The organism is Microbacterium sp. Y355 (assembly GCF_059445345.1).
The window spans coordinates 1,697,510-1,719,885 of record NZ_JCAIUD010000001.1; the positions used below are offsets into that span (position 1 = coordinate 1,697,510).

16 protein-coding genes are annotated in these 22,376 nt (G+C 63.8%); 3 read left to right on the forward strand and 13 right to left on the reverse strand.

The genetic code is table 11. The annotated features are described in order from the left end of the window. Positions 1–220: 220 nt before the first annotated feature. The 6 genes from rpoC to AC1C2O_RS08220 all read right to left on the reverse strand — a co-directional run bounded on the left by rpoC (position 221) and on the right by AC1C2O_RS08220 (position 13,239). Positions 221–4,096 carry a DNA-directed RNA polymerase subunit beta' gene (rpoC, locus tag AC1C2O_RS08195; protein ID WP_495429933.1) on the reverse strand — a complete coding sequence of 1,292 codons (3,876 nt, stop codon included), beginning with the start codon at positions 4,094–4,096 and terminating at the stop codon, positions 221–223. 53 nt (positions 4,097–4,149) lie between these two features. Then, positions 4,150–7,644, reverse strand: coding sequence for a DNA-directed RNA polymerase subunit beta (rpoB, locus tag AC1C2O_RS08200; protein WP_495429934.1), 3,495 nt, complete (start codon positions 7,642–7,644; stop codon positions 4,150–4,152). Positions 7,645–7,864: 220 nt separating this feature from the next. Further along, entirely contained in the window at positions 7,865–9,505 is a 1,641-nt protein-coding gene (locus AC1C2O_RS08205) for an ABC transporter ATP-binding protein (protein ID WP_495429935.1), read from the reverse strand. 19 nt (positions 9,506–9,524) lie between these two features. After that, positions 9,525–10,475 carry an ABC transporter permease gene (locus tag AC1C2O_RS08210; RefSeq protein ID WP_495429936.1) on the reverse strand — a complete coding sequence of 317 codons (951 nt, stop codon included), beginning with the start codon at positions 10,473–10,475 and terminating at the stop codon, positions 9,525–9,527. Beyond that, positions 10,472–11,476, reverse strand: a complete 1,005-nt coding sequence (locus AC1C2O_RS08215) for an ABC transporter permease (RefSeq protein WP_495429937.1) — start codon at positions 11,474–11,476, stop codon at positions 10,472–10,474. Before AC1C2O_RS08215 ends, AC1C2O_RS08210 begins: the two co-directional genes overlap by 4 nt. An 80-nt stretch (positions 11,477–11,556) precedes the next feature. Next, positions 11,557–13,239, reverse strand: coding sequence for an ABC transporter substrate-binding protein (locus tag AC1C2O_RS08220; protein WP_495429938.1), 1,683 nt, complete (start codon positions 13,237–13,239; stop codon positions 11,557–11,559). A gap of 190 nt (positions 13,240–13,429) precedes the next feature. On the opposite strand from AC1C2O_RS08220, the gene AC1C2O_RS08225 reads away from it, so the two are divergent. From AC1C2O_RS08225 to AC1C2O_RS08235, 3 genes are all read left to right on the forward strand, one after another. Then, entirely contained in the window at positions 13,430–14,296 is an 867-nt protein-coding gene (locus AC1C2O_RS08225; RefSeq protein WP_495429939.1) for a spermidine synthase, read from the forward strand. 80 nt (positions 14,297–14,376) lie between these two features. Beyond that, positions 14,377–14,904 carry a hypothetical protein gene (locus AC1C2O_RS08230; protein WP_495429940.1) on the forward strand — a complete coding sequence of 176 codons (528 nt, stop codon included), beginning with the start codon at positions 14,377–14,379 and terminating at the stop codon, positions 14,902–14,904. 58 nt (positions 14,905–14,962) lie between these two features. Then, on the forward strand, positions 14,963–15,454 hold the full coding sequence (locus AC1C2O_RS08235; protein ID WP_495429941.1) for a SprT-like domain-containing protein: 492 nt from the start codon (positions 14,963–14,965) through the stop codon (positions 15,452–15,454). Here AC1C2O_RS08235 and AC1C2O_RS08240 read toward each other — a convergent pair. The 7 genes from AC1C2O_RS08240 to AC1C2O_RS08270 all read right to left on the reverse strand — a co-directional run bounded on the left by AC1C2O_RS08240 (position 15,451) and on the right by AC1C2O_RS08270 (position 22,356). Further along, positions 15,451–16,116 (reverse strand): 2-phosphosulfolactate phosphatase, encoded by a 666-nt coding sequence (locus tag AC1C2O_RS08240; protein WP_495429942.1) that lies wholly within the window; start codon positions 16,114–16,116, stop codon positions 15,451–15,453. The genes AC1C2O_RS08235 and AC1C2O_RS08240 overlap by 4 nt on opposite strands. A 45-nt stretch (positions 16,117–16,161) precedes the next feature. Then, the gene (locus tag AC1C2O_RS08245) at positions 16,162–16,992 is read right to left on the reverse strand and encodes a DeoR/GlpR family DNA-binding transcription regulator (protein WP_495429943.1); all 831 of its coding nucleotides are present in this window, start codon (positions 16,990–16,992) and stop codon (positions 16,162–16,164) included. A 20-nt stretch (positions 16,993–17,012) separates the two neighbouring features. Continuing rightward, positions 17,013–17,846 carry a triose-phosphate isomerase family protein gene (locus tag AC1C2O_RS08250; protein WP_495429944.1) on the reverse strand — a complete coding sequence of 278 codons (834 nt, stop codon included), beginning with the start codon at positions 17,844–17,846 and terminating at the stop codon, positions 17,013–17,015. Beyond that, complete coding sequence (locus AC1C2O_RS08255) at positions 17,839–18,312, reverse strand: ribose-5-phosphate isomerase (RefSeq protein WP_495429945.1); 474 nt, start codon at positions 18,310–18,312, stop codon at positions 17,839–17,841. The genes AC1C2O_RS08250 and AC1C2O_RS08255 overlap by 8 nt, the downstream gene beginning before the upstream one ends. Then, positions 18,309–20,066: a dihydroxyacetone kinase family protein gene (locus tag AC1C2O_RS08260; RefSeq protein ID WP_495429946.1), complete on the reverse strand. Its 1,758-nt coding sequence runs from the start codon at positions 20,064–20,066 to the stop codon at positions 18,309–18,311. Before AC1C2O_RS08260 ends, AC1C2O_RS08255 begins: the two co-directional genes overlap by 4 nt. Before the next feature lie 99 nt (positions 20,067–20,165). Then, on the reverse strand, positions 20,166–21,161 hold the full coding sequence (locus tag AC1C2O_RS08265) for a D-ribose ABC transporter substrate-binding protein (RefSeq protein ID WP_495429947.1): 996 nt from the start codon (positions 21,159–21,161) through the stop codon (positions 20,166–20,168). Between the two features lie 55 nt (positions 21,162–21,216). Then, positions 21,217–22,356, reverse strand: coding sequence for an ABC transporter permease (locus AC1C2O_RS08270; protein ID WP_495429948.1), 1,140 nt, complete (start codon positions 22,354–22,356; stop codon positions 21,217–21,219). Between the last annotated feature and the right edge of the window lie 20 nt (positions 22,357–22,376).

Sequence of the window (22,376 nt, forward strand, 5' to 3'; positions counted from 1 at the left end):
CGCCCCGCAACCCTCGCGAGGGGTCGCACTTTGCCGCATCCACCGCGTTGACCCGACCATCTGCGACACCTCCCGCCGCACGCCCGCCCCGCGCCCGCCGTACGCCCGCCCGCCCCGCCGCACGCGCCCCGCGCCCGCCGCCCGCCCCGGCGACACCGCCGCGCCCAGACACGAAGAAGGCCCCAGGGTGAACCCTGGGGCCTTCTTCAATCAGTCACACTCAGTTGTAGGTACCGGGGGTGACGTCATCTGTTGAGAACGCGTCGAAGTCGACGTAACCGAAGTCGCCCTCGGCGTACGCGCCGTCGGATGCGAAGATCCGGTTCGGGTAGCGCTCGCTCTTGGCTTCCTCAGTCGCCTCGACAATGATGTCGCGGTACTTCGCGAGACCGGTTCCGGCGGGGATGAGCTTACCGATGATGACGTTCTCCTTGAGACCGATCAGCGGGTCGCGCTTGCCCTGCATGGCAGCCTCGGTGAGCACACGGGTCGTCTCCTGGAAGGAGGCGGCCGACAGCCACGATTCGGTCGCAAGCGACGCCTTCGTGATACCCATCAGCTCCGAACGACCAGATGCCGGACGCTTGCCAGCGGCAACCGTCTCGCGGTTGATCGCCTGGTAGCGCTTGAGGTCGACCATTTCACCCGGAAGCAGACCAGTGTCGGCGTGATCGACGACGGTGACCTTGCGGAGCATCTGTCGGACGATGACCTCAATGTGCTTGTCGTGAATCGGCACACCCTGCGAACGGTAGACACCCTGGACGCCGTTTACGAGGTAACGCTGCACCTCACGGGCACCCATGACACGCATGACCTCCTTGGGGTCCAGCGTGCCAACCAGGATCGGCTGACCGACCGTGACGTGCTGACCGTCCTCGACGAGAAGCGTTGCACGCTTCAGCACCGGGTAGATCACTTCCTCGTCACCGTTGTCTGGCGTGAGGATGACCTTCTTGGCCTTGTCGTTCTCGTCGATCGTGATGCGGCCATCGGCCTCTGCGATCGGCGAAGCACCCTTCGGCGTACGAGCCTCGAAAAGCTCTTGCACACGGGGCAGACCCTGAGTGATGTCATCCGCCGATGCCGAACCACCAGTGTGGAACGTACGCATCGTCAGCTGGGTACCGGGCTCACCGATCGACTGTGCGGCGATGATGCCGACGGCCTCTCCGATGTCCACGATCTGACCCGTTGCGAGCGAACGGCCGTAGCACTGTGCGCAGACACCAACAGCCGAGTCACACGTCAGCACGGAGCGCACCTTGATGGTGTCAACACCGAGCTCGACGAGCTTGTCGATCAGGACGTCTCCGACATCGTCACCGGCAGAGGCAAGAACCTCACCGGATTCGCTGACAACGCCAGCGGCCAGGGTACGAGCGAACACCGAGTTCTCGACGTTCGCGTCGCGCACAAGCTCACCCTGCGAGTTCGGAGCGGCGATCGGGAGCTCAAGGCCCTTCGATGTGCCACAGTCCTCTTCGCGGATGATGACGTCCTGCGAGACATCCACCAGACGACGGGTCAGGTAACCCGAGTCGGCGGTACGCAGAGCGGTGTCAGCCAGACCCTTACGGGTACCGTGCGTCGCGATGAAGTACTCCGCAACCGACAGCCCCTCGCGGTACGAGGAGATGATCGGGCGAGGGATGATCTCACCCTTCGGGTTGTTCACCAGGCCTCGCATACCCGCGATGTTACGGATCTGCAGCCAGTTACCACGAGCGCCGGAGGTGACCATCCGGTTGATGTTGTTGTCTTCCGGGAAGTTCTCGCGCATCGCGACCTGAACCTCGTCGGTTGCCTCGGTCCAGATCTTGATGAGCTCCTGGCGACGCTCGGAGTCGGTCGTCAGACCCTTCTCGTACTGCGACTGAACCTTCGCGGCCAGCTTCTCGTAGCGGCCGACGATCTCCTTCTTGTTCGGAGGAGTCAGGATGTCGCTGAGGGCGACGGTCACACCGGAGCGAGTAGCCCAGTAGAAACCGGCATCCTTGATGCGGTCCAGCGTTGCAGCCGTCTCGACCTTGGGGTATTCCTCGGCCAGCTTGTTGACGATCTGCGACAGCTTGCCCTTGTCAGCAGGCTCACGCACGAAGGGGTAACCCTTCGGGAGCGTGGCGTTGAAGAGCGCCTGACCCAGCGAGGCATCCACGAGGCCGTGGCGCTCGTAGCCCTCAGGTGCCTGGCCCTCGAGGAAGGTCAGACCCGGGATGCGGATGCGAACCTTCGCCTGCAGGTCGAGGGTGCCCTCGTCCTTGGCCAGGATCGCCTCGGAGACCGAGACGAATGCGCGACCCTCACCGGTGGCGCCACTCTTCAGCACCGTGAGGTGGTGAAGACCGATGATCATATCCTGCGAAGGCAGGGTGACCGGACGACCGTCAGACGGCTTCAGGATGTTGTTCGACGCGAGCATCAGCACGCGAGCCTCGGCCTGAGCCTCGACCGACAGCGGCAGGTGCACAGCCATCTGGTCACCATCGAAGTCAGCGTTGAACGCTGCACACACGAGCGGGTGAAGCTGGATGGCCTTACCCTCGACGAGCTGAGGCTCGAAGGCCTGGATGCCCAGGCGGTGCAGGGTGGGTGCACGGTTCAGCAGCACAGGACGCTCGCGGATGATCTCCTCGAGCACGTCCCAGACCTCGGGACGGGTGCGCTCGACGGCACGCTTCGCGGCCTTGATGTTCTGCGAGTGACCGAGGTCGATCAGACGCTTGATCACGAACGGCTTGAAGAGCTCCAGCGCCATCTGCTTGGGCAGACCACACTGGTGCAGCTGCAGCTGCGGGCCGACGACGATGACCGAACGGCCAGAGTAGTCAACACGCTTTCCGAGCAGGTTCTGGCGGAAACGACCCTGCTTGCCCTTCAGCATGTCGCTGAGGGACTTGAGGGCGCGGTTACCGGTACCGGTGACGGGGCGACCACGGCGACCGTTGTCGAACAGTGCGTCGACGGCCTCCTGCAGCATTCGCTTCTCGTTGTTGACGATGATCTCGGGGGCACCGAGGTCGATCAGACGACGAAGACGGTTGTTGCGGTTGATCACGCGGCGGTACAGGTCGTTCAGGTCGGAAGTCGCGAAGCGGCCACCGTCGAGCTGCACCATCGGGCGCAGCTCGGGCGGGATGACCGGAACGACGTCCAGGACCATGGCGGCCGGGCTCATGCCGGTCTCCAAGAACGAGTTGACGACCTTCAGACGCTTGATCGCGCGGATCTTGCGCTGACCCTTGCCCTCGGCGATCTGCAGGTGCAGGTTCTCCGACTCGGTCTTCAGGTCGAAAGCTGCCAGGCGACGCTGGATCGACTCGGCGCCCATGTAGGCCTCGAAGTACTGCCCGAAGCGGTCCTGCAGCTCGTGGAAGACGTCATCCTCCGGACGAAGCGCGCCAACATCGAGCGTGCGGAAGTCTTCCCACACGCGCTCGAGCTTGGCGATCTGCTCGTCTGCACCCTTGCGGGTGAGAGTCATCTCCTTCTCGGCGGCGTCCTTGACCTTCTTCTTGGCGTCGGCCTTGGCACCCTCAGCCTCAAGGGCTGCGAGCTCCTCCTCCAGCCGGGTGAGGCGCTCGGCGATCTTCGCGTCGCGACGATCCCCCAGCGTCTTCAGCTCGAGGCGGATGTTGTTCTCCTGCGTGGCGAGGTCGCGGTGGCGAGCATCCTCGTCAACCGAAATCACCATGTAGGCGGCGAAGTAGATGACCTTCTCGAGGTCCTTCGGCGCCATGTCCAGCAGGTAGCCAAGACGCGAAGGAACGCCCTTGAAATACCAGATGTGGGTGACGGGTGCGGCCAGCTCAATGTGGCCCATGCGCTCGCGACGGACAGAGCTCTTGGTGACCTCTACGCCGCAGCGCTCGCAAACGATGCCCTTGAAGCGGACACGCTTGTACTTACCGCAAGCACACTCCCAGTCGCGGCTGGGTCCGAAGATCTGCTCTCCGAAGAGGCCGTCCTTCTCGGGCTTGAGCGTGCGGTAGTTGATCGTTTCGGGCTTCTTGACCTCACCGTAAGACCATCCGCGGATGTCGTCAGCGGTGGCCAGGCCAATGCGAAGCTCATCAAAAGTATTTGACTCGAGCACTAGTTCTCCTGTGTCTCAATAAAAATTCTGCGAAATCGGACGCTGTCGAAGCGTCAGATCTCGTCGATCGAGGCGGACTCGAATCGGCTGGAGATGTTGATACCGAGCTCTTCCGCTGCGCGGAATGCTTCATCATCGGTGTCGCGGAGGTTGACCGTCGTGCCGTCTGCCGAGAGGACCTCGACGTTCAGGCAGAGCGACTGCATCTCCTTCATGAGCACCTTGAACGACTCGGGGATGCCAGGCTCCTGGATGTTCTCGCCCTTGACGATCGCCTCGTAGACCTTGACGCGGCCGAGGATGTCGTCGGACTTGATCGTGAGGAGCTCCTGGAGTGCGTATGCCGCACCGTAGGCCTCGAGGGCCCACACTTCCATCTCACCGAAACGCTGTCCACCGAACTGCGCCTTACCACCGAGCGGCTGCTGGGTGATCATCGAGTACGGACCGGTCGAACGCGCGTGAATCTTGTCGTCGACGAGGTGGTGGAGCTTCAGGATGTACATGTAGCCCACCGAGATCGGCGCAGGGAACGGCTCGCCGGAGCGGCCGTCGAACATCTGCGTCTTACCGGTCGAGTCGATCAGGCGTACGCCGTCACGTGTCGGCAGCGTGGAGTCGAGGAGACCTGCGATCTCGTGCTCCTCCGCGCCATCGAACACCGGGGTCGCAACCTTGGTGCCTGGAGCAGCCTCGAATGCGGCCTTCGGCAGAGTCGAAGCCCAATCCGGGTTACCTTCGACCTTCCAGCCCTGCTTGGCGATCCACCCGAGGTGGGTCTCCAGCACCTGTCCGAAGTTCATTCGTCCAGGAATACCGAGCGGGTTCAGGACGATGTCAACCGGAGTACCGTCCGGAAGGAACGGCATGTCCTCGATCGGAAGGATCTTCGCGATGACACCCTTGTTGCCGTGACGACCGGCGAGCTTGTCACCCTCGGTGATCTTGCGCTTCTGGGCGATGTAGACCACGACGCGGCGGTTGACGCCACTGCCGAGTTCGTCATCGCCATCTTCAGCGTTGAACTCCTTGACAGCGATGATCGTGCCCTGCTGACCGTGGGGAACCTTCAGCGAAGTGTCGCGAACCTCACGGCTCTTCTCGTTGAAGATCGCACGCAGCAAGCGCTCCTCGGCACTCAGCTCGGTCTCGCCCTTCGGCGTGACCTTGCCGACGAGGATGTCGCCGGGGCGAACCTCGGCGCCGATGCGGATGATGCCGCGCTCGTCGAGGTCCTTCAGCAACTCGGGGCTGACGTTGGGGAGGTCACGGGTGATCTCCTCCTTGCCGAGCTTCGTGTCGCGGGAGTCGACCTCGTACTCTTCGATGTGAATCGAGGAGAGTGTGTCGTCCTTCACCAGGTCCTGGCTGAGGATGATCGCATCCTCGAAGTTGTAGCCTTCCCACGTCATGAACGCGACCAGAAGGTTCTTACCGAGCGCGAGCTCGCCGTTCTCGGTGGCGGGGCCATCAGCGATGATCTCGCCGACCTCGACACGTTCGCCGGCAGAGACGACGACCTTCTGGTTGTAGGAGGTGCCCTGGTTGGAGCGGTCGAACTTGCGGAGGTAGTACTCCTGGGTTCCACCCTCGTCGAGCTGCACGACCACGCGGTCTGCGGAGACCTCGGTGACGACACCAGGCTTCGCGGCGCTGATGACGTCGCCGGCGTCGATGGCTGCGTAGCCCTCCATACCGGTTCCGACCAACGGCGAGTCGCTGCGCAGCAGCGGCACAGCCTGACGCTGCATGTTGGCGCCCATGAGCGCGCGCTGCGCGTCATCGTGCTCGAGGAACGGCACGAGCGAGGTTGCTACCGACACCATCTGGCGCGGGGAGACATCCATGTAGCCGATTTCGGTCGGCTCGAACATGTCGACCTCGCCACCGGGGCGGCGGGCCAGAACACGTGCGTCACGGAAGCGGCCGTCGGCCTTGAGACCGGCGTTGGCCTGAGCGACGATGAAGTCGTTCTCCTCAGACGCGGTCAGGTAGTCGATGTCATCGGTGACCTTGCCATCGACAACGCGACGGTACGGGGTCTCGATGAATCCGAAGGCGTTGATGCGCGCGAAGGTTGCGAGCGAGCCGATCAGGCCGATGTTCGGGCCTTCAGGAGTCTCAATCGGGCACATGCGGCCGTAGTGCGACGGGTGAACGTCACGCACCTCGACGCCTGCGCGGTCACGAGACAGACCACCGGGGCCCAGCGCCGAAAGGCGACGCTTGTGGGTCAGGCCCGCGAGCGGGTTGTTCTGGTCCATGAACTGCGACAGCTGCGACGTTCCGAAGAACTCCTTGATCGCGGCGACGACGGGGCGCACGTTGATCAGGGTCTGCGGCGTGATGGCCTCGATGTCCTGCGTGGTCATGCGCTCGCGAACGACGCGCTCCATGCGGGAAAGACCCGTACGGACCTGGTTCTGGATGAGCTCGCCGACAGCACGGATGCGACGGTTTCCGAAGTTGTCGATGTCGTCAGTTGACATCCGGATCTCGGCCTTCTTGCCGCTGCGGAGACCTTCGAAGGTCTCGTCGCCACGGTGCAGACGCACGAGGTACTTGATGGTCCCGACGATGTCTTCGACGGTCAGCACCGAAGAGTCCAGCGGCTGGTTCAGGCCCAGCTTCTGGTTGATCTTGTAACGACCGACCTTCGCGAGGTCATAGCGCTTCGAGTTGAAGTAGAAGTTGTCCAGCAGAGCGCGGGCAGCCTCAGCGGCAACCTGCTCGCCCGGACGAAGCTTGCGATAGATGTCGCGAAGCGCGTCTTCCTTGGTGAGGATGGTGTCCTTGGCCAGCGTCTCCTCGATCGAGGGGTAGCCGGCGAACTCAACGAGGATCTCTTCGCTGGTCATGCCGAGAGCCTTGAGGAACACGGTGACGGACTGCTTGCGCTTGCGGTCGATGCGCACGCCGACCTGGTCGCGCTTGTCGATCTCGAACTCGAGCCATGCACCACGGCTCGGGATCACGCGAGCGGAGACGATGTCCTTGTCAGAGGTCTTGTCCGGGGACTTGTCGAAGTAGACACCCGGCGAGCGGACCAACTGCGAGACGACGACACGCTCGGTGCCGTTGATGATGAAGGTTCCCCGCAGCGTCTGCAGCGGGAAGTCACCCATGAAGACGGTCTGAGTCTTGATCTCACCGGTGAGGTGGTTCATGAACTCGGCCTCGACGTACAGTGGCGCGGCGTATGTCTTGCCGCGCTCCTTGCACTCATCGATCGAGTACTTCTCAGGCTCGAGGTACGGGTTGGTGAAACTCAGCTGCATGGTCTCGCTGAGGTCTTCGATCGGAGAGATCTCCTCGAAGATCTCCTCCAGACCGCTGAACTCATTGAGATCCGTGCGGCCGGCCTTCTTGCCTTCAGCGAGGCGGGCCTTCCAGGTCTCGTTGCCAACGAGCCAGTCGAACGACTCGGTCTGCAGCGCGAGGAGGTCAGGGACCTCCAACGTGTCGGAGATCTTGGCGAACGAGAGCCGCGATACGCCGCGCCCGTTCTTGTTGGTGGTGGATGTGGATGCGTTGCGAGCAGCAGCCAAGGGAATAACCTCCGTGAGCCCCGCAGGGCTTCTCGATTCCTTTGTCGTCAGGTGAGTGCGCACTCGTTTACTCAACAACTGCCGACCACCATATGAGGGCAGGGAGAACCGAGGCGCAAAGAACAACTATACGTCGGATTTCGCGACATGGCAAGCGGGATCCTTGACCAATTCCGAAACCTGCGGTAATGGCATCCGCCTTCCCCGCCCTCAGAGCCGACTAAGAGGCGATGTTCAGTTCGTTGCCCGGGATGGATGCCAGCAGGCGTCTGGTGTACGGATCGCGCGGGTTCGTGAAGATCTCTTCGCTGGATGCCGCTTCCACGAGTGCTCCGTCTTTCATCACGCACACGTAGTCACTGATCAGCCGCACGACGGCGAGGTCGTGCGAGATGAACAGATAGCTGAGTCCGTACTCGCTCTGCAGATCACCGAGCAGTGTGAGGATCTGGTCCTGCACCAGCACGTCGAGCGCGGAGACCGGTTCATCGCAGACGATCAGATCGGGTGAGAGAGCCAACGCCCTGGCGATCGCGACACGTTGACGCTGACCGCCCGACAGTTCAGACGGATACCGACGCAGCATCGATTGCGGCAGTGCCACGTCCGCAAGCAACTTGCGGACGCGCGCCCGCCGCTCTGCGCTGCTGCCACGCTTGTAGAAGTCCAATGGCTCCTGAATCAGACGCTCAATCGTGAACATCGGGTTCAAGCTCGAATACGGATCCTGGAAGATCGGCTGCACACGCTGTCGAAAGTCACGGGTCTCTGCGCGACTGAGCGAGGAGATGTCTTTGCCCTCGTACGTGATGAGGCCGCTGGTCGGCTCGATCACCTTCAGCAGCATGCGTGCCGTCGTGGTCTTACCCGAGCCGGACTCCCCCACAATCGCCACGGTCTCCCCGCGTGGGATCACGAGCGAGACATCCTTCACGGCGATGAAATCCTCACGCTGGCCACGCACAGGATAGACCTTGGTGAGGCTCTTGATCTCGACGATGTTGTCGGATGCCGCGGCTGCTTTATCTTTCGTCGAAGAGACGAACGCCTGCGGCTGGAGGCGCGCGACGGCGACCGACGGCGCAGCCGCCACCAGCGACTGCGTGTACGGGTGCTGTGGGTCTTCCAGGATCTGGCGGGCAGAGCCCTGCTCCACAACCTTTCCTCGGTGCATCACGATGACGCGTTCAGCCCGCTCTGCGGCCAATCCCAGGTCGTGCGTAATCAGCAGCACAGCCGTACCGAGCTCACGGGTCATCGCTCCGAGCTGGTCGAGGATCGTCTGCTGCACAGTGACATCCAGGGCGCTCGTCGGTTCATCGGCGATCAGCAGGCGCGGTTTACATGCCAGGCCGATCGCGATCAGCGCGCGCTGGCGCATACCGCCGGAGAACTCGTGCGGATACTGTTTGGCCCGCTTCGCGGCATCAGGAAGCCCCGCGGCTTCCAGCGCTTCGACGACCTTCTCTGACACGTTCCGGCGCGTGGCGAGCCCGTGGGCGAGCAGCGTCTCAGCAACCTGCGTGCCGATCTTGGCAACCGGGTTGAGGTTCGACATCGGGTCCTGCGGGACAAGACCGATGTCCCGCCCACGGATCGCACGCATCTCGTGCTCTGACGCGTGCGTGATCTCCCGCCCGTCGAGGCGGATGCTGCCGGACGCGATGCGCCCTCCGCCAGCGAGGAGGCCGATGATCGCCATCGCTGTCGTCGACTTTCCAGAGCCAGACTCGCCTACGATGGCGACCGTCTCGCCCGGTGAGATCTCCAGATCAACGCCTTCGACCGCATGGACGGGACCGTCCAACGTCGAGAAGTCGACCGCGAGACCCTGGACCGATAGCAGCGGAGCGGTGCTCATGTTCTGTTCCTTCGACATATCAGCGTGCCCTCGTTCTCGGATCCATGGCCTCACGCAGAGCTTCACCGAAGAGGGTGAAGCCGAGCGCGGTGACCGCGATGCAGATGCCAGGGAAGAATGCCAGCCACGGCGCGATCGCCAGCTCGCTCTGCGCGTACGTGAGCATCCGCCCCCATTCAGCCGTCTCCGGCCGTCCTCCGCCGAGGCCGAGGAAGGAGAGCGCCGCCGCGTCGATCACGGCGGTCGCCAACGTCAGCGTGCCCTGTACGATGACCGGTCCGACCGCGTTCGGCAGGACATGCGACATCGTGATCCTGCCGCGACCCAGACCCAGGGTCTGCGCGGAGAGCACGTAGTCAGATGAGCGCTGCTGCAGCATGGATGCGCGCAGCAGCCTGGCGAAGATCGGCACCTGGGATGCTCCGATGGCGATCATCACCGCGTACGGAGTCTGCCCGAGGATCGCAGCGATCGAGACGGCGAGGAGCAGGTTCGGAACCGACAGGATGATGTCGACGATGCGCATGATGACCGTGTCGACCCAGCCGCCGAATGTGCCGGCGACCAGTCCGAGAATCATGCCGCCGACCAAGCCAAGGGCTGTGGAGATGACACCGACCAGCAAAGACGCCCGCGCACCCCAGATGAGTTTGGAGAGCACGTCGCCGCCGAACCGGTCAAGCCCCAGGGGGAATTCTGGCAGCTCGCCCGGCCCTGGAATGTGAGTCGGCGTGATGAACTTCGCGCCGGGCAGCGCCGTCTCCGGGTACGGAGCGAGAAGCGACGCGAAGGCCGCGACGAGTATGAACAGCACGACGATCACCGCGCCGGCCCATGCGGTCGGGTTGCGACGGATGCGGCGGAAGACGTCCTGCCAGAACCCGCCGGATCCGTCCTTGAGCTCCGCCTGTGCGACAGCGACGGTATCGATGATCCCGCCGCCTTGGGCTGGGGGAAGAACTGCACTCATTGGACCCTCACTCTCGGGTCGATCAGGCTGTAGGAAACATCAACAGCCAGGTTGATCAACGCATATGCGATCGCGATGAAGATGATGAACCCCTGCAACACCGGGAAGTCCCTGGTGAAGATCGCTCTCGCAAGGAAAGCGCCGATGCCAGGGAAGGCGAACACCGTCTCGGTGAGCACCGCGCCGGAGATCAGCAGTCCCGTCTGTAGCCCGATCGTGGTGATCACGGGCAACATGGAGTTACGGAGGATGAAGCGATTCCGCAGCGTCGCCGGGGCGACGCCCTTCGCCCGGCCGGTGCGCACGTAGTCGGCGTTCTGCACCTCGAGGACACTCGCCCTGGTGATGCGTACGATGATCGCCAGGGGGATCGTGCCCAATGCCAGCGCCGGCAGAACGAGGTGCAGGATGGCATCCCATGAGGCGTCGAACTCCCCAGTGATGATGCCGTCCCAGACGTAGAACCCGGTCGGATGAGTGGCGTCGATCCTTGGATTCTGGCGGCCGTCGGAGGGCAACCAGCCCAGCTGCACGGCGAAGACGTACTTCAGGATGAATGCCAGGAAGAACACCGGGATCGTGATGCCGATCAGGCTCAGCACCACGGAGGCATGGTCGGTGAGCTTCCCGTGCCGGCGAGCGGCCCAGTAGCCCAACGGGACGCCGACGCCCACCGCGAAGATGAGCGCCGCGATAGACAGCTCGATCGTTGCAGGGAACCGGCGGAGGAACTCCTCGAGCACCGGACGGTTCGTCTGGATCGATGCGCCGAAATCACCCTGCACGAGCCGGCCGACCCAGATGAAGTACTGCTCAAGGAGCGGCTTGTTGAAGCCGTAAAGTTCGTTGACCCTGGCGATCGCATCCGGTGTCGCCTTCTCGCCGAGAAGAGCGACGGCCGGGCCGCCTGGAAGGGCCCTGACCCAGGCAAAGAGCAGGATGCTCAGGCCGATCAGTGTGGGTATGAGGAACAGCAGTCGCCTGCCGATGGTACGCAGCAAGAGGTATCTCCCAGCTTTTCAGGTGCGGCACGACACCCCTCCGATCAGTCTGGTCGGAGGGGTGTCGCACCGAGTGAGCCCTACTTGGTGAGGACGATGTCTGTGAAGACCTCGTCGTTCACCGGACTGGCCGGGTAGCTCTCCACACGCGGGTCAAATGCCAGCGTGGGAGCGGGGTGCGCGAGCGGCACTCCGGGGATGAACGTTGCGACGTCCTCGTTGATCTCCTCGTACAGTGCGCTCTGCTCGTCGAGGTCAGAAACCCCGCGGGCGTCAGCGAGCTTCTGGAAGAGCTCCGGGTTGTCGAAGCCCCACTCCGAACTCTGCGCGCCGAAGAACACACCGACGAAGTTGTCTGTGTCGTTGTAGTCGCCGGTCCACCCCAGCAGGTGGATGCCGTGGTCAGGGGTGCCGGTGGTGCGGTCGAGGTACTCGACCCATTCCTCGGAGACCGGAGTGGTCTCGACGCCGACCTCGGCGAGCTGCGTGGACAGCACGGTGAAGATCTGCTCGGGGTCTGGCATGTATGGACGCGACACGTTGACGGGGTAGTTGAAGTCAAGCGCCAACGGGTTGGCCTCGTCGTATCCTGCCTCAGCAAGCAGCGCCTTGGCCTTCTCGGGGTCGTAGTCGTACGTCGTGACGTCCGGGTTATAGCCGTTGACAGAGTCCGGCATGAACTCGATGGCCTTCTCAGTGCCCTCAGGCAGAACCTGAGTGATCAGGGCGTCCTTGTCGATCGCGTAGGACAGCGCCTCGCGCACCTTCGGGTCCTGCAGTGCAGGAATCGCCTGGTTGAATGCCAGGTAAAGGATCGTGAACGGCGGGCGCGGCACCATGGTGAAGCCGTCCTCGTCGAGGGCAGCGGTGTCGGCGGGACCGACGAGGTCGTAGCCGTCGATGGAGCCGGACTCGAGTGCCTGGCGGCGCGCAGTCGGGTCATCGATCGTGCGGAAGATGATCTCGTTGATCTGACCCTTGTCGCCCCAGTAGCCGTCGTAGCTCGTCAGGGTGACGTTCTCACCTGGCGCCCAGGAGTCGAACTGGTACGGCCCGGTACCGACGGGGTGCCCCATCGCATACTCGGACATCTGAGGCGCCTCGGCCGAGCCGCTCACGGCATCCGCTTCGAACTCAGCGAGGGCGGACGGGCTCTGCATCGAGAATGCGGGCAGCGAGAGGGAGGGGATGAAGCCGGCGAACGGCTTGTTCAGCTCGATGGTGACCGAGTAATCGCCGTCCGGGGTGCAGGACTTGTAGACGGCATCCGCGGCGTTGGACGCATACCCGTGGAAGAGCTTGCTGTAGTAGTAGCCGAACGCCTCAGAAGCGGCGAGGCCCTCCCAGTTGAACCAACGGTCGAAGTTGTAGCAGACCGCTTCAGCGTTGAACGGGGTGTCGTCCTGGAAGGTGACATCCTCCTTCAGCGCGAAGGTGTACGCCATGTTGTCCTCAGACGGCTCCCACGACTCGGCGAGCAGCGGGGCGGGGTCGGCTGTGCCGGGCTCGGTGCCGACGAGTCCTTCGAAGATCTGACGTGAGACGCGGAATGTCTCGCCGTCCTGAGCGAAGGCCGGGTCGAGGCTGGCCGGGTCTGATGACGCGGCGAAGACGAATGTGCCGTCGACGTCCCCCGCGCCCTCAGCGGGCTCGCCTGTGTCGTCGCCGCGATCGCTGGCTACGCAACCCGCGAGCAGTAGCGCTGCGATCGCGGTTCCGGTGACGGCGATGAGTCCTCGCCGGCGCATGGATGAGTGGAGCATGCTGTGTACCTTCCCTGTGGGGCGCTTCATTGCGCGTGCTGAGAGCGTCGTCGCTCTCATCACGGTGATGATTCGACGCTACCCAGCCCGCTCCTGGAATCCAAACCCATCCATGTTGCGATCCGGTATCAGCTCGGTAACGTTGCGTGACCTGATCAGTGCCGCCCGGGCACGTCGTAGGCTCAAGAGCATGGGCAGAACGCGCGCGAAGGACACCGAGCATCCTGAGGCCCGCCTCGATCACGGCGGTATCGCGCGGATCATCCCCTCGGAGTACACGAGCGGGTTCGAGCTCATCGTCGATGACACGCCCCAGTCACACGTCGACCTCGACGACCCCACACATCTGCACTTCGAGTACGTCGTGCGAATGGGTGCGGTGATCGATCAGCTGACCTCTCCCGGCGAGGCTCTCACCGCCGTGCATCTCGGCGCAGGTGCGCTGACTGTGCCGCGCTACATCGAAGCGACGCGGCCGGGTTCTCGACAGCAGGTGATCGAGCTGGAAGCCCCTCTCGCCACTCTCGTCCGCGAGCACCTTCCGCTGCCGCGCGGAGCATCGATCCGCATCCGCATCGGTGATGCCCGCGAGGGTGTGAAGAAGCTTCCAGCCGCACTCGTCGGCGCATGCGACCTTGTCGTCTCGGATGTATATTCCGGCGCTCAGACGCCGGCGCACCTGACCAGCGTCGAGTTCTACACCGAGCTGCGCGCCCTGCTCGCTCCCACCGGAGTGCTGCTCATCAACGTCGCCGACGGTCCGGGCCTCGCGTTCGCCAGGCGTCAGGTCGCGACCGTCGCGCAGGTGCTTCCAGAAGTCGCACTGCTCGCCGACACCCAGGTACTCAAGGGCCGTCGATTCGGGAACCTTGTGGTCGCGGCATCCGCTTCTCCCCTACCCACCGAATGGCTGCCGCGGATGCTGGCAGCGGGCCCCCACCCGGCAAAGATCGCTCAGGATGCGGAAGTAGAAGCGTTCGCGAAGGGTGCGCGGATCGTCACCGATGCGGACGCCGTGGCATCCCCGAAGCCTGACGCGTCGATCTTCCTGCGCTGAAATCGCTGTCCGGGGCGCGCCAACCGTCAGTCCGCTGAACTGACAGGCACACTGAGAGGAGCGCTGCGAGAGGAGAGCACATGGGTTACATCAGGGGTTACGACTCAGAGACTCTTCGGGAACAGGTCGATCAGCGCGAATGCGCCGACCGGTTGGCCGAGATCGAGTCACAGCGGAGCCTGCCTGCGCTGCTGGAACGTGTCTGGCTGCTAAAGGTCCTCGACCGTCTGGATGAAGCGCTCACGCTGTCTGACGAGTCGGTGCGAGTGGCACGAATGGCCGGCACCCGCAAAGATGTGCTGCGCTCGCGCGTGCTGCACGCGACGATCCTGCAATACCGCGGTGCGTACGCGGCAGCCGAGCAGGAACTTACGACGTGTGCGACGGAAGCCGAAGGGCAGGGCTGGGCATCGATCGCGGCGTTCGCGCACCAGCATCACGGCAAGAATGCCTATGACGCCGGCGACTACGACGCTGCGCGCGAAAGTTTCAAGCGCGCGCTTTTTCTGCGCCGAGAGACTGGTGCCCCCGACCAGGAACTTGAGACCGCACTGCTGGCGATCGAAGCCGCGCAGAAGCGCAGCAGCGGGCAACTCATCTCGGGCTGACCGGCACGGTTTTCGTCACCTGTCGCGTAATGTCGGCGGGATGATTTAGCCTTGGCGCATGGCGGAACTTGACCGTGTGCGCATCTGGGGCGAAGCGCTGATCCGGTTGCACCTTGACGAATCCTGGTCGTTCGGTTTCGACCATGCAAAGCGTCGCGCCGGTCAGTGCGATTTTCGCGCGAAACGGATCACCGTCTCGCGCTATCTCGCCGCCAGGTTCGAAGACGATGAGATCCATCAGGTGCTGCTGCATGAAGTCGCGCATGCACTCGCCGGGCACCGGGCTGCGCATGGAGCGAAATGGAAGCGCATCGCCGGTGACCTCGGCTACGTCGGGGGCACGACGCACCGCGGTGAGACGGCGGAAGAGCTGGCACCGTGGGTCGGCACCTGCCCTGCAGGCCACGTGACGTACAGACACCGGCAGCCGAACCGGCCGACGTCATGCGCGAAGTGCTCACGGGCGTTCGATGCGCGATTCGCCTTCAGCTGGGTGCGCCGCGAGATCAGCGCGGCCGTGCGGCTCGCCGCGCAGATGCCGCGCGATTAAGCCTCGAACGCGACGAAGACGCCATCCACGAGGACCGGCACGGCATCGCTCGCATCAACCTCGGCGGCTGCGGCTGTCTCGGTCGGGATGAGGCCGGCCGCCTCGATGCGTGCAGTCGCGTCGACACCGTCCGCGAGTTCTTTGCCAGACCCGGATGCGGTGAGCAAATGCCTCATCGCCCGGCGCAGCCCCCTGGCCGACTCACATGCTGCCGCGGCATCCGGCGAAGTGTGGTCGGCACCCAGATCGCTGAGAGCCGCGATGATCGTTCCCGCACCGAGCTGATCTTCAACGGCGAAGCGGAGCTCTCCGGCATCTGTGAGCTCGCCCGCCGCGATCACGGCGACTGAGGTGCGCTGCTGGCGGCGATTCTGGATCTCGAGCACGGTGCGCGCGACGGCAGAGGCGTTGCGCAGCGACCCGAGCAGCACGGTCGCACCGGTTTCCGCTGCGGCAGCGGCCGTGGCTGCGCCGTTGCGCGACCAGCCCACGGCATCCGTCAATGAGACTGTGCGCCCAGATGCCACGGCATCCGTCACCGTCGACGAGAAACGCAGCACGTCCACGACCACGACGATATCGGCTGGCGCGAGTCGCTGAAGACCCGTGACTCCCCACTCGTGGCGGACTTGATACGAGGACTGATCGAACGGCTGCGACATCACTCCAGCCTATGGCCGGGGACTCGCGAGTACGGACCGCTCAGCTCAGCGCACAGCCGACACTCGGCGCGCAACTACGACCTCGACGCCCTTGTCGCGCAGACGAGAAATATGGCTCACGTCTGTGTCTGCATCGACGATGACAGCATCGAACTCGGTCAGCGGCAACAGTGCGTGCAGCGCCCGCTTGTCGAACTTCGTGTTGTCAGCCAGAAGAATCCGCTTCATCGAAGAATCGAACATGGCGCGCTTGACATCCACCGTCTCCAGCGTCTGATGGAAGGCGACGTCATCGGTGATCGCCGCTGTGGACATGATGAACAGGTCGGCACGCATCGCCTTGATGGCGGTGGTGGTGATGTGTCCCATGAACGAGCTGCACCAGTTGTGATATTCACCGCCCAGCCCCAGCAGGGTGATGCCATTGGCGCCACGGAGCTGATCCATGATCGTGAGCGTGTGGGTGATCACCGTCAGCGGCCGCTTCGCCCTCAGATGCGGGACGAGGTGCATCGCGGTGGTCGAATCATCAAGCATGATTGCCTGCCCCGGCTCAATGAATTCGAGCGCGGCGTGTGCGATCGCCTCTTTCTGAGTGCCCTCTCGACCCGACCGGTACACGTCGGAGGACTCAACGAGTGCCGTCGACAGCGCGGTGGCGACTCCCCGGTTCTTGCGCAGGAGCCCGCGCCCCTCGAGGTCGTCGAGGTCACGGTGCACCGTCATGACGCTGATATCGAAGCGCTCCGCAAGCTGTTCGATCCGAACCGAACCTTCGGCCATGACAGCCTCAGTGATGGCGCGCTGGCGTGTCAGCTGTCGACTCTGCCGCGATTCACTCGCCGCGGTCTCGTCCTCATCTATCGCGCTGTCCATCGAATTCGACCTCCCGCCATTCACCGTAGCGCGGCGGCTTCGTCAATGATGTGAGCGAGATCCTCTGGGTCATGGGCGAAACGGCCGAGGAAGAGCCCATCGACGCTGTCACCAAGGGCGGTCAGGGTGCCGCGCTGCGCGCTGCCACCGTAGATCACCCAGGAGGAACGCAACGATGATTCGGAAGCCAGCCGTGCGCGCAATGCTCCCGCTACAGCGATGACATGCTCCACCGACGCCGGTTCTGCCCTGCCGATCGCCCATTCCGGTTCGTAAGCGACAATCAGCTCACTGGCGAGATCCTGCTGATCGGCATCAGAGTGCGCGAATGCAGCGTCGAGTGCGGAGTCGAGCGCCGCATCGAGCTGAGCGATGCACTCCGCGGCCGCGGCATCCGCCGACATCTCCTCCTGCTCGCCGACACAAAACACCGGTGTCAATCCGTTGCGGAAGGCTGCTTCCAGCTTGCGCTTGACCACCTCGTCGCTCTCGCCGAACACGTGCCGTCGCTCGGCGTGACCGACTTCCACGACACTGCAGCCGACAGCGGCGAGATCCGTGCCACTGATCGCACCGGTGAACGGGCCGCGATCCTCCCAGTGGAGATCCTGCGCACCCCAGGCCACTTCGCTGCCTGTCAGCGCAGCGCGCACAGCAGGAAGCGCCGGCAAAGAGGGCAGCGCGAACAGTTTGACTGCCCCGCTCTGCACCGCTTCATGCTCGCGTGCGATCACAGCGACGTCACGCGCCCACTGTGAGGTCTGAGCGATGTCGAGGTACAGCTTCAGACTCACCCCGAGAATCACCGGCCGTTCGGATGCCGGTCTCCCGGAAGCCGTCGACTGGTCACTCACAGGTACCTGTCTGTTCGTACTCCTCAATGACAGCGACCTTTTCAGCAGAGGCAGAGCTCTCATCGAAGACGTAGCCGAGCCATTCCTTCGCCAGGCGGCGCGCGAGCTCAAGGCCGACGACGCGTTGTCCGAAGGTCAGGACCTGAGCATTGTTGCTGAGCACGCTGCGCTCGACGCTGTAGCTGTCATGCGCGGTGACCGCACGGATACCTGGCACCTTGTTGGCTGCGATCGCGACACCGAGGCCGGTACCGCAGACGAGCAGAGCACGGTCGACCTCACCCGCACGGATCTTCTCAGCCGCAGCGATCGCCACACGAGGGTAAGCAGTGTGCCCGTCCGCATCCACTCCCACGTCGATGACCGACGCCACGCGCGGGTCATTCTCCAGGTCGGCCTTGAGTGCTTCCTTGTACTGGAATCCTGCGTCGTCGGATCCGACGACAATGCGCCACTGAGCGGTCATGAGTTCTCCTTCGGTTCTGCACTGTTCTGCGCGACATCGTTCAGCACGGCGGATGCCGCGGTCATCGCCAGCGCGAGCGAAATCGCACCGGGGTCAGGGGTGCCGAGGCTCTTCTGCATGTGCGGGCGGGCCCGTCCCATCCGCGGCAGCAGGTCTGCCGTCGCGTCGGCCGCGGTGTTCGCTGCTGCTGCGGCATCCGTCCAGCTCGCAGCGAGTCCGGCTCCATCGGCCACCCGCGCTGCCAGCGTCTCTACGAACGGGACCAGCGCGTCGACGAGGGTCTTGTCCCCGACAATCGCCTTTCCGAAGTCCTGGATCGCCGCACGAGCAGCTTCGACTCCTGCGGCGATACTTCCGGCATCCGGAGCATCCTGATCGCCGATCGTCTCGCCTACCGCGCGGAGCCCGGCGCCCCACAGCGCGCCAGAGGTGCCACCTGCTTTGTCGGCCCACTCATCTCCCGCGATCGTAAGCACGGTACCTGCCCCCGCGCCGCGCTTGACCGCTTCCGCCGCCGCCGCAGCAGCGGCGCGCGAACCACGCTTCATTCCGATGCCGTGGTCACCATCACCGGCGATGGCATCGAGCCGTCCCAGCTCGTCGGCCTCGCGATCGATGACCACCCGAATTGCTTCGATGACCGCGGCCACGTGCTGCCCGCTTGCTACCGAAGCGGCAGAGGCGTCGCCCACGGCGGCAAAAGTCTCGTCCATGGCCTCGTCGGCGATATCAATCGCATCCCCACGCGCCACAACGCCCTTGCGGTACGCCGGGGCGTATGCGGGCGAGGTCCACGCCGCCTCAAGCTCGTCGTCGAGCCAGAAAGCAGTCAGCGAGACACCGGCCATCTCGAAGCTGGTGACGAGCTCGCCGACTTCAGGGTCGACCACGGTAATCCCGGCGGCTTCCAGCTCTGCGGCGACAGTGCCGTAGATGACGAACAGCTCCTCTGACTTCACTGCGCCGAGGCCGTTCAGAATGATGCCTGCCTTGGCACCCTCGAGCACGACGCCGTCCGGGAGTTCTGAGAGCAGACTCTCGACGAGGAACTCCGCCATCTCGCGCGCGGTGGGCAAGGGCCTCATCTCGATGCCAGGTTCGCCGTGAATGCCCATTCCGACCGCCATCTGCCCGGCCGGGACAGTGAATAGCGGCTCGGATGCTCCGGGGAGAGTGCACCCTGAGAAGGCGACGCCGATGGACCGTGTTCGCTCGTTCGCACGGCCGGCGATCGCGGCGACAGCGTCTAGGTCGAGCCCCTGCTCGGCGGCCCATGCCGCAGCTCGGAAGATCGCAAGATCTCCCGCGATTCCGCGGCGCTTCTCTCGCTCCTCCGCCGAGGCGCTGAAGATGTCATCAGTCACGCGCACCGTATGGCAGGGAATGCCCTCGGCGATCAGCCTGCGCTGCGCGAGATCAAAGTTCAATGCGTCGCCGGCGTAGTTCCCGTAACTCAGGAGAACTCCGGCCTTCGTCGCCACAGATTTGGCGACGGAATAGACCTGCTGGCTGCTCGGCGATGCGAAGACGTTGCCCAATGCCGCAGCGTGCGCGAGCCCCGCGCCGACAAGGCCGGCAAAGGCGGGGTAGTGACCGGATCCACCGCCGACGACGATCGCGACCTGTCCGTCCGGCGTTGCCGATCGACGTGCGACGCCACCGGTCACGCGCCGCACGAGAGCCTTGTTCGCCGCAATGAATCCGAGAGTGGATTCATCGGCGAAGGCCGCTGGGTCATTCACAACGTAGCTCATAGTGTCTCTCGGTCTTGGGGTGAAAATGCGGGGGCGGATGCCGGCAGGCTCCCGCCCCCGCTGTTTCGCGCAGGTTCGCGCGAGATGTTACTCAGCCGATCAGGGCGTGTAGGTGAACGGCGCCGTCATGTTGGCCGCGTTGTCCGCCGTGATGAGGATGCAGTCGAAGGACTGCTTCTCCTCCGCAGGAGCCTCGCCGGTGCGGATGAAGGTATCCGCCAGGACAACGGCTTCCTCGGCGAAGACAGCGACCGGCTGCAGCACCGTGTAGGCCATCTCGCCAGAGATGACAGCCTCTACAGCGTCAGGTGCACCGTCGAAACCACCGACGACCATGCCCTCGAGCTTGCCTGCTTCCTTGAGAGCCGCGATCGCGCCGAGCGCCATCTCGTCGTTGCCTGCCATGACACCGTTGATGTTCGGGTTGGCCTGCAGCAGTGACTGCATCTTGTCGTGACCCTTGGTGCGGTCCCAGTCGGCGACTTCCTTGCCGACCTGAACGAGCTCGGGGTACTGGCTGATCACGGTCGTGAAACCGTTCGAGCGCGTCTGAGCGTTGTTGTCTGCCGGAGCACCGAAAAGCTCGACATATTCGCCGGCCTCGCCCATGGCGGAGACCCACTCCTGAGCGCCGAGAGCAGCACCCTGAGCGTTGTTCGAGACAAGCTGCGCCTTCGCGAGGCCGGTCTCGTTGATCTCGGCGTTCACCAGGAACACCGGGATGTCCGCCGCGTTGGCCTTCTTCACCGCAGCGATCGAACCGTCAGCGTTCGCCGGGTCGAGGATGATCGCGACAGACTTGTTCGAGATGGCCGTGTCGATGAGCGTGTTCTCGGTGTTGGCGTCGCCCTTGTGAGCGCCCACCGTTGCCTCGTAGCCCAGCTCTTCGGCAACAGCCGTGGCAACGTCGCCTTCGGTCTTCCAGTACGGGTTGGACGGGTCGTTGACGATGATCGTGATGAGACCTCCGCCGTCACCGCTTCCACCATCGGTCGGCTCGGCTGATTCGTCTGCACCGCCGCTGGCGCAGCCAGCGAGGCCGAGGACGAGCACGCCCGCAGTTGCGAAGGCAGCAAGTGCTTTCATGCGCACCATGTGATTGTGTCCTTTCTTGATGGCTCGGCAACGTTCGTCGGTGCCGAGTTCGTGGTTAGGATTTGGGCTCGGCCGTAGCCGAAGCATCCTTTTCCGACGCTGTGGGAGTCGCGGCATCGACAGACGCCGGCGACGAAGGGGCAGCCGCGCTGGAAGCGGAAGGCTTACGACGACGCCCGTACTGCAGTGTGTTGAGCAGCACGGCGATCACGATGACCGCACCGATGAAGACCATCTGCCAGTAGGCGGAGACGCCGACAATGACCAGACCGTCAGAGAGGAAGACGATGACGAAAGCGCCGAGCAGCGTACCGCGGACGTTGCCTCGGCCACCGGTGAGGGCAGCTCCTCCGATGACGACGGCAGCGATCGCGGTGAGCTCGTAGGTGTTGCCGGCCGTCGGGCTCGCACTCGTCAGAGTCGACGCCAGAATGAGACCTGCGATCGCGGCGCACGTGCCCGAGATCACATAAACCCAGATCTTGACGGCCTTGACAGGAACACCCGACAGTTCTGCTGCCCGCTCATTGCCGCCCGATGCGTACAGCCAGCGGCCGAACTTCGAGCGCCCGAGCACGACACCGAGGATCAACGCGACGACGCCCATGATGATGACGCCGATCGGAATGTTCAGGATGCGGTTGAACCCGAGCCAGTCGAACCCGGTGTTTCCGAGTTCGGGGGCGCCAGACAGGTTGTTGATCGTGAGCCCGTTCGTCATCAGCAGTGCGAGGCCGCGAACGACATAGAGCATGCCGAGCGTCGCGACGAAGGGCGCGACGTTGAACTTCGAGACCAGGATGCCGTTGACGAGTCCGACGAGAGCGCCGACGCCGCACGAGAGCAGCACCACCACGGGAACGTTCGGATACAGCGTCATCCCCAGGAAGTTGATCGGAACACCCTGCAGGAGGAAGCCGGCGATGACCGCGGAGAACCCGAGAGTGGATCCGACCGAAAGGTCGATTCCTCCGTTCAGGATCACCATCAGCATGCCAAGTGCCAGGAGGGCGTAGATGGCCACGTGGGAGGCCATGATCAGAATGTTGTCGACCGTGAAGTAGTTCGGCGACATCACTGAGAACACGATGATGATCAGAATGAGCGCGAGGAAGGCGCGCCCTTCAATAAGCAGCTTCGTGAATGAGAACTGCTTTTTACCTGCCACGATGGCGGTGGTCGTTGTCGTCGTCATTGTCGGATCCGATCTGGGAT

Excerpts from the sequence above, each read along its gene's own strand:
- AC1C2O_RS08205 (WP_495429935.1), bottom strand. The coding sequence starts at position 9,505 with ATGAGCACCGCTCCGCTGCTATCGGTCCAGGGTCTCGCGGTCGACTTC.
- AC1C2O_RS08210 (WP_495429936.1), bottom strand. The coding sequence starts at position 10,475 with ATGAGTGCAGTTCTTCCCCCAGCCCAAGGCGGCGGGATCATCGATACC.
- AC1C2O_RS08220 (WP_495429938.1), bottom strand. The coding sequence starts at position 13,239 with ATGCTCCACTCATCCATGCGCCGGCGAGGACTCATCGCCGTCACCGGA.
- AC1C2O_RS08225 (WP_495429939.1), top strand. The coding sequence starts at position 13,430 with ATGGGCAGAACGCGCGCGAAGGACACCGAGCATCCTGAGGCCCGCCTC.
- AC1C2O_RS08230 (WP_495429940.1), top strand. The coding sequence starts at position 14,377 with ATGGGTTACATCAGGGGTTACGACTCAGAGACTCTTCGGGAACAGGTC.
- AC1C2O_RS08235 (WP_495429941.1), top strand. The coding sequence starts at position 14,963 with ATGGCGGAACTTGACCGTGTGCGCATCTGGGGCGAAGCGCTGATCCGG.
- AC1C2O_RS08240 (WP_495429942.1), bottom strand. The coding sequence starts at position 16,116 with ATGTCGCAGCCGTTCGATCAGTCCTCGTATCAAGTCCGCCACGAGTGG.
- AC1C2O_RS08245 (WP_495429943.1), bottom strand. The coding sequence starts at position 16,992 with ATGGACAGCGCGATAGATGAGGACGAGACCGCGGCGAGTGAATCGCGG.
- AC1C2O_RS08255 (WP_495429945.1), bottom strand. The coding sequence starts at position 18,312 with ATGACCGCTCAGTGGCGCATTGTCGTCGGATCCGACGACGCAGGATTC.
- AC1C2O_RS08260 (WP_495429946.1), bottom strand. The coding sequence starts at position 20,066 with ATGAGCTACGTTGTGAATGACCCAGCGGCCTTCGCCGATGAATCCACT.
- AC1C2O_RS08265 (WP_495429947.1), bottom strand. The coding sequence starts at position 21,161 with ATGGTGCGCATGAAAGCACTTGCTGCCTTCGCAACTGCGGGCGTGCTC.
- AC1C2O_RS08270 (WP_495429948.1), bottom strand. The coding sequence starts at position 22,356 with ATGACGACGACAACGACCACCGCCATCGTGGCAGGTAAAAAGCAGTTC.